This is a genomic window from Dyella sp. 2RAB6 (assembly GCF_052115385.1).
In the GTDB taxonomy this organism is placed as follows: domain Bacteria; phylum Pseudomonadota; class Gammaproteobacteria; order Xanthomonadales; family Rhodanobacteraceae; genus Dyella_D.
Map to the genome: position 1 here is coordinate 1 of NZ_JBFRGP010000015.1, position 12,385 is coordinate 12,385.

At 66.7% G+C, this 12,385-nt stretch carries 12 protein-coding genes and 1 other RNA gene; 8 read left to right on the forward strand and 5 right to left on the reverse strand.

Going from position 1 to position 12,385, the window contains the following annotated elements:
- Positions 1-285: 285 nt before the first annotated feature.
- Positions 286-637, reverse strand: a transfer-messenger RNA (tmRNA) gene (gene ssrA / locus AB4083_RS17815).
- Between the two features lie 117 nt (positions 638-754).
- On the opposite strand from ssrA, the gene AB4083_RS17820 reads away from it, so the two are divergent.
- Positions 755-1,207 (forward strand): GNAT family N-acetyltransferase, encoded by a 453-nt coding sequence (locus tag AB4083_RS17820; RefSeq protein WP_441609573.1) that lies wholly within the window; start codon positions 755-757, stop codon positions 1,205-1,207.
- A 39-nt stretch (positions 1,208-1,246) separates the two neighbouring features.
- Here the strand turns inward: AB4083_RS17820 and smpB are convergent, their stop codons facing one another.
- The gene (gene smpB, locus AB4083_RS17825) at positions 1,247-1,735 is read right to left on the reverse strand and encodes an SsrA-binding protein SmpB (RefSeq protein ID WP_441609575.1); all 489 of its coding nucleotides are present in this window, start codon (positions 1,733-1,735) and stop codon (positions 1,247-1,249) included.
- Positions 1,736-1,816: 81 nt separating this feature from the next.
- On the opposite strand from smpB, the gene AB4083_RS17830 reads away from it, so the two are divergent.
- Both AB4083_RS17830 and AB4083_RS17835 read left to right on the forward strand, forming a co-directional pair.
- The gene (locus AB4083_RS17830; RefSeq protein WP_441609576.1) at positions 1,817-2,248 is read left to right on the forward strand and encodes a type II toxin-antitoxin system RatA family toxin; all 432 of its coding nucleotides are present in this window, start codon (positions 1,817-1,819) and stop codon (positions 2,246-2,248) included.
- The gene (locus AB4083_RS17835) at positions 2,241-2,522 is read left to right on the forward strand and encodes an RnfH family protein (RefSeq protein WP_441609578.1); all 282 of its coding nucleotides are present in this window, start codon (positions 2,241-2,243) and stop codon (positions 2,520-2,522) included. The genes AB4083_RS17830 and AB4083_RS17835 overlap by 8 nt, the downstream gene beginning before the upstream one ends.
- 22 nt (positions 2,523-2,544) lie before the next feature.
- Here AB4083_RS17835 and AB4083_RS17840 read toward each other — a convergent pair whose 3' ends face one another.
- On the reverse strand, positions 2,545-3,015 hold the full coding sequence (locus AB4083_RS17840) for an outer membrane protein assembly factor BamE (protein WP_441609580.1): 471 nt from the start codon (positions 3,013-3,015) through the stop codon (positions 2,545-2,547).
- A 78-nt stretch (positions 3,016-3,093) separates the two neighbouring features.
- On the opposite strand from AB4083_RS17840, the gene fur reads away from it, so the two are divergent.
- Positions 3,094-3,510, forward strand: a complete 417-nt coding sequence (gene fur, locus AB4083_RS17845; RefSeq protein ID WP_167257702.1) for a ferric iron uptake transcriptional regulator — start codon at positions 3,094-3,096, stop codon at positions 3,508-3,510.
- Between the two features lie 537 nt (positions 3,511-4,047).
- On the opposite strand, the gene AB4083_RS17850 is transcribed toward fur, so the two are convergent.
- Positions 4,048-5,643 carry an MASE1 domain-containing sensor histidine kinase gene (locus tag AB4083_RS17850; protein WP_441609583.1) on the reverse strand — a complete coding sequence of 532 codons (1,596 nt, stop codon included), beginning with the start codon at positions 5,641-5,643 and terminating at the stop codon, positions 4,048-4,050.
- Positions 5,644-5,827: 184 nt separating this feature from the next.
- Here AB4083_RS17850 and AB4083_RS17855 point away from each other — a divergent pair, with 184 nt between their 5' ends.
- Complete coding sequence (locus tag AB4083_RS17855) at positions 5,828-6,472, forward strand: response regulator (protein WP_441609585.1); 645 nt, start codon at positions 5,828-5,830, stop codon at positions 6,470-6,472.
- Positions 6,473-6,662: 190 nt separating this feature from the next.
- Here AB4083_RS17855 and recN read toward each other — a convergent pair whose 3' ends face one another.
- On the reverse strand, positions 6,663-8,339 hold the full coding sequence (gene recN / locus AB4083_RS17860; RefSeq protein ID WP_441609586.1) for a DNA repair protein RecN: 1,677 nt from the start codon (positions 8,337-8,339) through the stop codon (positions 6,663-6,665).
- 159 nt (positions 8,340-8,498) lie between these two features.
- On the opposite strand from recN, the gene hrcA reads away from it, so the two are divergent.
- The 3 genes from hrcA to dnaK all read left to right on the forward strand — a co-directional run bounded on the left by hrcA (position 8,499) and on the right by dnaK (position 12,260).
- Entirely contained in the window at positions 8,499-9,560 is a 1,062-nt protein-coding gene (gene hrcA / locus AB4083_RS17865) for a heat-inducible transcriptional repressor HrcA (protein WP_441609588.1), read from the forward strand.
- Between the two features lie 81 nt (positions 9,561-9,641).
- Entirely contained in the window at positions 9,642-10,175 is a 534-nt protein-coding gene (gene grpE / locus AB4083_RS17870; RefSeq protein WP_441609589.1) for a nucleotide exchange factor GrpE, read from the forward strand.
- A 162-nt stretch (positions 10,176-10,337) separates the two neighbouring features.
- Positions 10,338-12,260, forward strand: a complete 1,923-nt coding sequence (gene dnaK / locus AB4083_RS17875) for a molecular chaperone DnaK (RefSeq protein WP_441609591.1) — start codon at positions 10,338-10,340, stop codon at positions 12,258-12,260.
- Positions 12,261-12,385: the final 125 nt, after the last annotated feature.

Consider the following 12,385-nt stretch of genomic DNA (forward strand, 5'->3'; position numbering starts at 1 on the left):
AACGAGATCTTCGGGCTTCTGATAGTTGGCTAACAGACTGCTAAGCAGCTCGTCGGGCACTTCGTGTTTGCGTGGACTCATGGTGTCTCCGGGTCAGATGGCAGTTTCCTGCCAATGCCCCGTTTACACAAAATCTAGGATAGGCCCCCTGAGGGAGGCGATGGTCGCGCGCGATGGGGGCTTCGAGAATGGGGCTAAGTTCAGTTTGAAGAACGGAATGAGGTTAACTTTTCCGCGCCTAACAAAAAGCCCGACGATCTCTCGCCGGGCTTTTTCCTGCTTCATTGGTGGAGGTGGCGGGAGTCGAACCCGCGTCCGAAGGCGTTTGACGCCCGGTACTACATGCTTAGCTCACCGTTAGATCTCATCCCGCGACAGCACAGTGTGCGAAGCGCATCGAAGGACCAGCCTGCTTGATTTAACCCTTACCGACAGGCGGCAGCTTTGGGCGATCTCGTGATAGTGACCCTACATCCACGAGCACGAGCACAAGTGGGTTCGGGGCTAGGCCTTAAGCGGCCAGAGCGTAGTTGTCGTCGTTGGCAACTATAAGTTTGCAACTGGTTTTACGAGGAAAGTCGCCCCCTCGGCATGCACCAAACTATCTCACTACCCCCGTCGAAGCCAGAACACCCCCGGGGAAAAGATTGCTGGAACGCGACAGTATATGGAGCTGAGGCGGCTCACTTCAAGCTTGCGGATGAACCGCATTCTGCCGGTATCGTTGGCCCACGCAGACGACAGGGGAAGGCACATGACCAGGGTTCGGCTGGCGGTACAAGGCGATGCGGGCACGCTGACGGAGTTGCGTTGCGCGTTCCTGGAGGAAATGGGGCAGCACCTGCCCGAGGGCTTCTCGGACCATCTGCGCGACTGGATCGAAACCGCGCTGCAGGCCGGCAGGCTGCATGCCTGGATGGCGGAGCACGAGGGGCGGGTGGTCGGCAGTGCGGCGGTCAATCCCTATCCGCACCTGCCTTCGGCGAATTATCCGACGGGGCAGGGCTGGTACCTGCTCAACGTCTACGTGAGGCCCGCGCAGCGCCAGGGTGGCGTGGGTACGGCGCTGCTGGCGGCGGTGGGCTCGGCGGCGCGGGAGCACGGTATCGACGCACTGACCCTGCATGCGAATGCGCGGGCCAGGGCGCTGTACGAGCGCCACGGCTTCAAATCATCGAATGACGCGATGAAGCTGGGCCTCGCCTGAGGCCGCAGCTTTAGAGGCACGTAGCTTTAGGGCCAGGCCTCAGGCGCGATTGTGGGCGCGCATGGTGCGCTGCTTCTCGCGCAGCCAGTCGCGTTCCTTCTCGGTCTCGCGCTTGTCGTGTGCCTGCTTGCCGCGGGCCACGCCGACTTCGACCTTCACCTTGTTGCCCTTCCAGTACATGGCCATGGGCACCAGGGTGTAGCCCTTGCGCTCCACCGCGCCGACGAGCTGGTCGATCTCTTCGCGGTGCAGCAGCAGCTTGCGCGTGCGGCGGTCCTCGGCGATTACGTGGGAGGACGCGCTGATCAGCGGCGGGATCGAGGTGCCCACCAGGAAGATCTCGCCCCGCAGCACGATGGCGTAGCTGTCGCCGAAATTGATGCGGCCGGCGCGCAGTGCCTTCAGCTCCCAGCCCTGCAAGGCGATGCCCGCCTCGTAGCGCTGGTCGATGTGGTACTCGTGGCGGGCGCGCTTGTTGAGCGCGATGGTGCCGCCGCCTTTGTTGTCTTTGTCCTTAGCCTTGGCCATGTCCGCTAAACTTCGGGGCCGACGACCCCGCTGGCGATGCGGCCGGGTGGCCGCACCGAGTGATTCGAAGAAGAGGCTGATGTGATCGAGATCCGCCGCAGCGCGCTGGTGAAGTACTCCCCGGCGCAGATGTTCGACCTGGTCAACGATGTCGAAGCATACCCAAAGCGTTTCCCCTGGTGTGCCGGCGCCGAGGTGCTGGAGCGCGCTGACAACATGCTGGTGGCGCGGCTGGATCTCAAGTTCGCCGGCCTGCGCCAGAGTTTCACCACCCGCAATACCACCGAGCGTCCACAGCGCCTGCATATGAGCCTGGTCGACGGTCCGTTCCGCAGCCTGGACGGCGTGTGGGACTTCCTGGCCCTGGGCGATGCCGGTTGCAAGATCAACTTCGCCCTCGATTTCGATTACGCCAACAAGCTGGGTGGCGCGGCCTTGAAGCTGGGCTTCCAGGGCCTGGCCAGCCGCATGGTGGAGGATTTCTGCCGCGAGGCGGAGCGCGTCTATGGCTGAGCGCATCGCGGTGGAAGTGGCTTACGCGGAAGCCGGCCGCCAATGGGTGTTGCCGGTGGAACTGCCGGCCGGCGCCACGGTGATGCAGGCGATCGAGGCGTCCGGGCTGGTGGAGCAGGTGCCGGGGCTGGCGATCGATCCGGCGCGGCTGGGGGTGTTTTCCCGTAAAGCGACGCCGGACCAGCTACTGGAAGACGGCGACCGGGTGGAAATCTACCGGCCGCTCAGCCTCGATCCGAAGGAGGCGCGCCGGCGGCGCGCCCAGAACCCCTAGCTACAACCTTCGGCAACAACGCTTAGTTGCCGCCGTTGTTGCCGTTGTTGCCAGTCGGGAAGGTGTTGCCGTCCTTTTTCTGCTCTTCCGGCGTCTTGGTCTTGTCGCCCGAGTTCTCGTCCACTGGGTAGCCGGCGCGGAACTTCTTCTGCTCCTCGACCAGCTTCTTGGCGTCCTCGGCGAAGAAATCGCCCTCGGTGCGCACCAGGCTGTCGTTATTGAAGCTCAGGCTCAGCGTGCGCACCTTGATCGGGCCGCCGCGGTGCTGCTGGGTGGATACGTAGTCCCAACGATTCTGGTCGAACGGGGTGGCCACCGAGGGCGAACCCATCAGCACCAGTACCTGGCGCTTGGTCATGCCGGGCTTGAGCTGATCCACGTTCTTCTTGTCGAGCAGGTTGCCCTGCTGCACGTCGGGGGTATAGACGAGTCGGCAGCTGGCCAGGGACAGGCCCAGCAAGGCGAAACCCAGCGTGCGGATCAGCTTGTGCATGCGTGTTGCGTCCGGATCGTGAAGGTGGCGGATGATACACTATCGAGTTGATGGCACCGTGTGCCTGGAGGTCGAGCGATGGAACAGGAAACCAAGGAACTGCGCAAAGCCGGGCTGAAGGTGACCCACCCCCGCATGCGCATCCTGCAGATCCTCGAAGAAGAGGAGGCTCACCACCTCACCGCCGAGGACATCTACAAGAAGCTGCTCGCCCACCAGGAAGACATCGGCCTGGCCACCGTGTACCGGGTGCTGACCCAGTTCGAGGCCGCCGGCATCGTGGTGAAGCACAACTTCGAAGGCGGCCAGGCCGTCTACGAACTGGATCGCGGCAAGCATCACGATCACATGATCGATGTGGACAGTGGAAAAGTGATCGAGTTCGTCAGCGAGGAGATCGAACGTCTCCAGCATGAAATCGCGGCGCGGCATGGGTATGTGATCGAGGACCACAGCTTGGTGCTGTATGTGCGGCCGAAGCCGCGCGGGCGTTGAGGTTCGGCGGGGTGCAGAAAGCCGGTGGCATGGCCGCCGGCTTTTTTTTTAGCCCCTCTCCCCCCGGGAGAGGGGTTGGGGTGAGGGTACGGGCGGAGCGCAAGGGTGATGTGCACCGCTCCGGCCGAACCCTCATCCGGCTGCCGCCACCTTCCTCGCTCCTCAAGGCCGCGCACATCCCTGTGCGCTCCCCGCGTGCTCCCGGAGGGAGAAGGGCTCGGTCTGGAAGGTTGAGATGGGGCCCCGGAAAAACCTTCGCCCATAAAAAAAGCCGCGGGAGGACTCCTGTCCACCCGGCGGCTGATCCGCTACCGATCGGCTTCCTGACGGGGCGAATTGCTCGCCAGTTGTCAGGCTGTGCCTCCTGATAGCGGAGGAACGGCATCCTGCCGCTCTTCATGCCCACCGTCCCCACGGTTGGCATGGCTCACCATCTTGCGATGGTGGCTCCCCCACATCGATGGGAAGGATGCTAACGAGCTGTTCACGAGCCGGGTATTGGAAAATTTCCTAGAAGTGGGAACTTTCTGGAACGGTTTACAAACGCTGTGTGAAGCCGTTCGCATTGCTGCTGCGCAGCAGTATGCGCAGGTGCACGCCGTGCGATTCCGGGCGCAGCCGGAATACGCCGCCCAGCGAGGTCACGCGGTCGCGCATGCCCTGCAGGCCGCGGCCGCCGCGTGGCATGCGTGTGGGCAGGCCGACGCCGTCGTCGCGGATATCCAGCAGGGCGAGCGCGCCGCCCTGGCGTTCGCCGATGCGCAGGCGCAACTGGAAGGTGGACGCCTGCGCGTGCTTCACCGCATTGGTCGCGCTTTCCTGCACCAGGCGATAGATCGCGGTGCGGGTGTCTTCGTCGAGCAGGCGCGGGTCGCCGTGCAGGTCGGTGCGGTAGATCACGCCGGCGGTGGCCAGCAAGTCCCGAATGGGGCCTTCGTCGAGCGCGCGCAGCAGGCCGAATTCGTCGAGCACCGCGGGGCGCAGATCGTCCAGCAGGCGATGCAGCGCGCGGCGCATATGGCCGAGGATGCCGTTGATCGACAGGCCGATGTCGTCCATGCCCGCCTGCGCCAGGCGCGCCTGCGCCAGCTTCAGATGGGTGGAGATGGCGGTGAGGTTCTGGCCGAGCTCGTCATGCAGTTCGGAGGCCATATGGCGGCGCTGGTTTTCTTCCGCCTGCAGGTTGCCGCGTGCGGCGTCGCGCAGCTGGCGGGCGAGCTGGTCCAGGCGGCGGTTCACCGCGGCCAGATAGACGTTCTGCTCGGCCACGCGCTCGCTGCTGCGGCGTAGCGCGTCGGTGGCCGCGCCCAGCATCAGCGCACCGGTGCCGGCCACGGCGAGGAACAACTGCGCGGGAGCCTCGGGTGCGGGGCGGCCGGCGAAATGGTCGACCAGGGTCATGCCCAGGCTGGAGATCAGCATCGCCAGGCTGGCGCCGCGCCAGCCATGGCGGAACGCGAAGAACAGCACCGGCGCCAGCGAAAGAATGCGCGCGAACTGCGGCTGCGGCGCCGGATGCGAAGAAAGCAGCAGCAGGATCGCCAGCGCCGGCAACATCACCAGCAGGCCATCCATGGTGAGGTTGGTGAAGGCGCGATGCTCCAGGTGCGCGCGGAACAGCATGATCAGCAGCGGCGTCACCAGCAGCGTGCCGACGTAGTTGCCCAGCAGGTCCTGCCCCAGCGCGCGCATCAGCAGCTGCGAGGAGGGCACGGCATGCACCGCGGTGAGGATCGCCGCATCCACCACCGTGGTCGCGGCCACGGTGAAGGCGGCCGACAGCAGCAGGCGCGAGACGTCTTCCGGGTCGCGCATGCTCACGTGCAGTTGCGCGCGGCGCATCAGCCACAGGCAGATGGTGACCACCACCGGCTCCGGCAGCTCGCCCAGGATCAGCCCCTGCCAGCCCAGCGGCATGCCCTGGGTCAGTGCCAGCAGGGTGGTCGCGCCGAATTCGGCGAACAGCAGCCACGGCCACATCCGCGTCGGCGACAGCAGCAGGGCGCCGAAGCGCAGGCCGTAGGGCAGCATCCAGTACGGCTGCTCGGTGGGCCACAGCAGCAGCCACAGCAGGAAATAACCGACGCAGGCCAGGATGCCGGCCCAGGGCAGGAACAGGGGTCTCGAAAGCATGGCGGCGATGGTACATGCGGCCAGCGGCGGAGCGAGGGGCGTGAGGTGCAGGAGTGATGGGTGTCGCTTCGCCCGGACCCTCATCCGGCTGCCGCCACCTTCTCCTGGAAGGAGAAGGATTCGAATTTGGAGGTTGAGGGGGCCCGTGGGCAAACCGCCGGGGGCTGCTATACAGTGCGGACCCATGTACAGCATCGTCCTGGTCGATGACCACGCCATAGTCCGCGAAGGCTTCAAGCGGCTGATCGAATTGGAGCCCGACCTCGAGGTCGTGGCCGAGTGCCGCAGCGCCGACGACGCGGTGGAGGCAGTCAGCCAACGCCGCCCAGACCTGGTCGCGCTGGATCTCTCACTGCCCGATGGCAGCGGCCTGCCGCTGATCGAGCATCTGCGCAGCGTGGCCGACCAGACCCGCATCGTGGTGCTGAGCATGCACGACGGCGAACCCTACGTTTCCGAAGCCCTGCGCCGCGGCGCCAGCGGCTACGTGACCAAGGGCGTGGCGCCGGAGGAACTGGTGGCCGGCCTGCGTGCGGTGATGCAGGGCGAGTGTTTCCTCAGCTCCGACCTGCGCCAGCGCCGCGCCGAACGGCCGAGCGAGGCGCTGGACCCGATCAACCGCCTGACCAGCCGCGAGCGCGAAGTCTTTCTGCTGCTGGCGGAAGGGCGCGCGCCGAAGCAGGTGGCGGGAGAGTTGGGGATCGGGCAGAAGACCGTCTACATCCACCGCGCCAGCCTGATGGGCAAGCTGGGGGCGGGCTCGGAACTTGATCTTTATCGGATGGCGAGCGAGCGCGGGTTGTTGCCGCGTAGAGACGGCAAGGCCTGATGCGCTGAGCCCCTCTCCCATCGGGAGAGGGGTTGGGGTGAGGGTACGGGCGGAGTGGGGCGCCCGGCTCCGCCCGGACCCTCATCCGGCTGCCGCCACCTTCCTCGCTCCTCACAGCCGGGCACATCCCTGTGCCCTCCCCGCGTGCTCCCGGAGGGAGAAGGCTTCACTCTTGAAGGTCGGTTCGAGCTCAGGCCGTCTGCGCCCGATCCAGCATCTGCTTGGCGTGCGCCCGCGTTTCCTTGGTGATCTCCACACCACCCAACATCCGCGCCAGCTCGTCGCGGCGCCCACCCGCATCCAGCTTCTCGATCCGCGTCTGCGTCGAGCTGCCATCGCTTTGCTTGCTCACCCGCAGATGCGCATGCCCCTGCGCCGCCACCTGCGGCAGATGGGTGACGCACAGCACCTGGCGCTGGCCGCCGAGCGAGCGCAGCTTCTGGCCGACCACTTCGGCCACCGCACCGCCGATGCCGGTGTCGACTTCGTCGAACACCATGCTGCCGACCGTGTCCTTGCCCAGCGTGGCCACTTCGATCGCCAGGCTGATGCGCGCCAGTTCGCCGCCCGAAGCCACCTTGCGCAGCGGGCGCGGCGGCTGGCCGGGGTTGGCGCTGACCAGCAGTTCGCAGCGTTCGCGGCCTTGCGGGTCGGGTTCGTCGCTGCCGGCCGGTTCCAGTTCGATCACCAGCTGGCCGCCGGCCATGCCCAGCTCCGCCATCAGCGCGCCGACCTCCTTGCCCAGCTTGGCGGCGGAGCTGGTGCGGGCCTTGCTCAGCTTCGTCGCGGCGGCGTCGTAGTCGCGGCGTAGCTGGTCGCGCTGGGTGGCCAGTTGTTCCAGCGCGTCGCCGGCGCCTTCCAGCTCGCTCAGTTCCGCGCGCAGGGCGGCGGTTTTTTCGTGCAGGTCGGAAACTGGCGTGCGGTGCTTGCGCGAGAGTTCGTGCAGGCGGGTGAGGTGGGTGTCGACCTCGGTGTAGCGCTCCGGGTCCAGGTCCACGTCCTGGGCGTAGCGATTGAGGCCGTCGGCGGCTTCGCCGAGCTGGATGGCGGCATCGTCCAGCAGTTGCAGCAGCGGGGCGAGGCGGTCGTCCAGGGCGGCCAGCTTGTCCAGGTCGGCGTGGGCGCGGGCCAGGGCGCGGCTCAGCGCCAGTTCGCTGTCGCCGTCGACCAGCTCGGCGACGCCGGAGGCGCCTTCGGCCAGCCGGCCGGCATTGGCCAGGCGCTTGTGGCTGGCTTCCAGTTCGGTCAGCTCGGCCGGGGCCAGTACCCATTGCTCCAGTTCCGCGGCCTCGTGGCGCAGCAGTTCCAGGCGCTGCTCGCGGTCTTCGCCGCCGCTGAGCTTGCGGATGCGCGCACCGACCTCGCGCCACTGCACGGCGCTGTCGCGGGCCTGGGCCAGCAGGCTGTCGTGGCCGGCGTAGGCGTCCAGCAGGGCCATCTGGTGGGCGCGGGACAGCAGCGCCTGGTGTTCGTGCTGGCCGTGGATCTCCACCAGCAGGGTGGCCAGCTCGCCGAGCTGGCTGGCGCTGGCCGGGCGGCCGTTGATCCAGGCGCGCGAGCTGCCTTCGGCGCGGATCACGCGGCGCAGGCGGCAGCTGCCGTCGGCCTCGTCCAGTTCCTCGGTGCGCAGCCAGGCGCGGGCCTCGGGCAGGGTGGCCAGGTCGAACTCGGCGGCCAGCTCGGCGCGGTCGCTGCCGGCGCGCACCATGCCGCTGTCGGCGCGGCCGCCGGCCAGCAGCAGCAAGGCGTCGACCAGCAGGGACTTGCCGGCGCCGGTCTCGCCGCTGACCACGGTCAGGCCAGGGCCGAAGGCGATCTCGGCTTCTTCTACTACTGCGAAATGGCGGACGTAGAGCGAGGTAAGCATGGGGTGTCGCGTCGTTGAGTCGGAGGATTGTAAGGGCAGACTCCGGCGGGGTGGAGCGGGCCTGAATGCCCCGGTACCAGCCCCCGCCTGTCCGGTTTTCTTGCAAACTACCGGATCAAACCTTATTTCTTAGCCGTCTCACGGATTGCCACAGAGCGCATGTCTCGACCTCTTGCCAACGACCTGGATATCCGTGCGCGGCGGCTGCTGCGCACGCTGATCGCGCAGTACCTGGCCGACGGCGAGCCGGTGGGCTCGCGCACGCTGTCGCGTTCCTCCGGCCTGGACGTCAGCCCCGCCACCATCCGCAACATCATGGCGGACCTGGAAGACGCCGGCCTGGTCGCCTCGCCGCATACCTCGGCCGGCCGCGTGCCGACGCCGCGCGGCCTGCGCCTGTTCGTGGACAGCCTGATCGAGCTGCAGCCGCTGCCGGTGGAGGAAATGGCCCGCCTGCAGCGCGAGCTGCCCGCCGGCCCCACCACCACCCGCGACCTGCTCGGCAACGTGTCCAGCCTGCTCTCGGCGATGACCCACTTCGCCGGCGTGGTGACGGTGCCGCGCCAGGCCGACTTCCCATTGCGCCACATCGATTTCGTGGCCCTGCCGGACGCCCGCGTGCTGGTGATCCTGGTGTTCTCGGACAACCAGGTGCAGAACCGCGTGATCCAGCTGGCCAAGCCGCTGGAGCCGGGCGAGCTGGAGCAGGCCGCCAATTATCTGAATACGCACTTCGCCGGGCTGCGCCTGGACGACATCCGCGGTCATCTGTTGCGCGAACTGCGCGAGGCCAGCAGCGAACTGAATCGCATGATGTCCAGCACGGTGGAGCTGGCGGCCGCCTCGTTCGCGCCGCAGAGCGAGACCGACGACGTGCTGGTCAGCGGCCAGACCAACCTGATGGGCTATGCGGAACTGGCCAACCTGGAGCGCCTGCGCGAGCTGTTCGAGGCGTTCCAGAAGAAGAACGAACTGCTGCAGCTGATGGAAGTGTGCGCCCGGGCACCGGGCGTGCGGCTGTTCATCGGCGAGGAATCGGGGTTTGCGGCACTGGACGGCTGCAGCGTGGTCACGGCCACCTACGGCACCCAGGGCCGCGTGCTGGGGGCGGTCGGGGTGATCGGCCCCACCCGCATGGCCTACGAACGGGTGATCCCGGTCGTGCAGGCCACGGCCGGCGTATTGAGCGACGCCTTGAATCGCGCCGCCACGGCCTTATAACCGCCACGGGAGGCGGGGTTACCCGCGCAAGCTTGGGGGTCGGCACGTCGTGCCGGCCATGTTTGGGTTTTGGAGTCTTTCATGCAGAACAACGACCAGCCGGTGCCCAGCGGGGCGCCTGAGGCCAGCGCGCCGGACGCGCCGGCCCACGCCGAGCTCGAGGCCCTCAAGGCCCGGGTCGCCGAACTCGAAGCGGCCAACACCGACCTGCGCGACAGCGTGCTGCGCGAGAAGGCCGAGATCGAGAACCAGCGCCGCCGCCTGCACCGCGACGTCGAGCAGGCCCGCCGCTTCGCCAACGAGAAGCTGCTCAACGAGCTGCTGCCGGTGTACGACGGCCTGGAAATGGGCTTGACGGCGGAAGGCGGCGACGTGGCCAGCGTGCGCGAGGGCATCGCGCTCACGCTGAAGTCGCTGCTGAAGATCGCCGAGAACAATGGCCTGGTGCAGGTCGACCCGGTCGGCGAGCCGCTGGACCCGGAGCGCCATCACGCGGTGAGCATGGTGGATGCGCCCGGCCAGGCGCCGAACACGGTGGTCAGCGTGCTGCAGAAGGGCTACGTGTTGAACGATCGTCTGCTGCGTCCCGCGCTGGTCGCGGTCGCCAAGGACTGATCGGCACCGCACCAACTTGGTTTAGCCGCCTGAACGCGGCCACGCCAGACGCTTCAAAACATAAGGTGAGGGCCCGCCGGCGCGTTGAATCGCATGAGCCGGGCCCCATTTGACCAGACAGCGCGGCCGCGGGGCCGCATCGAGATTCGGAGCATATAAATCATGGGCAAGATCATCGGCATCGACCTGGGCACGACCAACTCGTGCGTCGCCATCATGGATGGCAGCACGGCCAAGGTCATCGAGAACTCGGAAGGCGATCGCACCACCCCGTCGATCGTCGCTTTCACCAAGGACGGCGAAGTGCTGGTGGGCGCACCCGCCAAGCGCCAGAGCGTCACCAATCCCAAGAACACCTTCTACGCGGTGAAGCGCCTGATCGGCCGCAAGTTCACCGACGCCGAAGTGCAGAAAGACCTGCACATCGTGCCGTACGGCATCGTCGCGCACGATAACGGCGACGCCTGGGTCAGCACCGCCGACGGCAAGAAGATGGCGCCGCAGGAGATCTCGGCGAAGGTGCTGATGAAGATGAAGAAGACCGCCGAGGATTATCTCGGCGAGCCGGTCACCGAAGCGGTGATCACGGTGCCGGCCTACTTCAACGACAGCCAGCGCCAGGCCACCAAGGACGCCGGCAAGATCGCCGGCCTGGAAGTGAAGCGCATCATCAACGAGCCGACCGCGGCGGCCCTGGCCTATGGCCTGGACAAGAAGGGCGGCGACCGCAAGATCGCGGTGTACGACCTGGGCGGCGGCACCTTCGACGTGTCGATCATCGAGATCGCCGACGTCGACGGCGAGAAGCAGTTCGAGGTGCTGGCCACCAATGGCGACACCTTCCTGGGCGGCGAAGACTTCGACCTGCGCGTGATCGATTACCTGGTCGAGGAGTTCAAGAAGGACCAGGGCATGGACCTGCGCAAGGATCCGCTCGCCCTGCAGCGCCTGAAGGACGCCGCCGAGCGCGCCAAGATCGAGCTGTCCTCCAGCCACCAGACCGAAGTGAACCTGCCGTACGTCACGGCCGACGCCTCTGGCCCGAAGCACCTCAACATCAAGCTGACTCGCGCCAAGCTCGAAGCGCTGGTGGAAGAGCTGGTCAAGCGCACCATCGACCCCTGCCGCACCGCGCTGAACGATGCCGGCCTGCGCGTCTCGGACATCGACGAGGTGATCCTGGTCGGCGGCCAGACCCGCATGCCCAAGGTGCAGGAGTCGGTGAAGGACTTCTTCGGCAAGGAGCCGCGCAAGGACGTCAACCCGGATGAAGCCGTGGCCGTGGGCGCCGCGATCCAGGGCGGCGTGCTGGGCGGTTCGGTGAAGGACGTGCTGCTGCTGGACGTGACCCCGCTGTCGCTGGGTATCGAGACCATGGGCGGCGTGATGACCAAGCTGATCGAGAAGAACACCACGGTGCCGACCAAGGCCTCGCAGGTGTTCTCCACCGCCGACGACAACCAGACCGCGGTGACCGTGCACGTGCTGCAGGGCGAGCGCGAGCGCGCCAGTGCCAACAAGTCGCTGGGCAAGTTCGATCTCACCGGCATCGATTCGGCGCCGCGCGGCATGCCGCAGATCGAAGTGACCTTCGACATCGACGCCAACGGCATCCTGCACGTGTCGGCCAAGGACAAGAAGACCGGCAAGGAACAGAAGATCGAGATCAAGGCCGGCTCCGGCCTGTCCGAGGAAGAGATCGCCCGCATGGTCGCGGACGCCGAGGCCAACAAGGAAGAAGACAAGAAGTTCCAGGAACTGGTCGGCACCCGCAACAAGGCCGATCAGCTGGTGCACGCCACGCGCAGCGCGCTGAAGGAACACGGCGGCAAGGTGCCGGGCGAGCAGCTGAGCACGATCGAAGGCGCGCTGTCGGAGCTGGAGAAGGCGAAGGAAGGCGACGACAAGACCGTGATCGAAGCGAAGATCGAGAAGCTCGAGCAGGCCGCGCAGGCGCTGTACGCGGTGGCCCAGGGCGCCGGCGCCGGCGGTCCGCAGGCTGGCCCGCAGGGTGGCCCGACCGGTCCGGCCGACGATGTGGTCGATGCCGAGTTCACCGAAGTGAAGGGCGACGAAAAGAAGTGACGGAGCGGCCGTCATGGCCGACCTGACGCAGCCCGCGCCCGGGGAAACCCAGGCGCGGGCTGTTTTGTGAAGGAACCTTGAGAGGACATGGATCGCTTCCGATTCATGGAACGCGATCCAGTCGG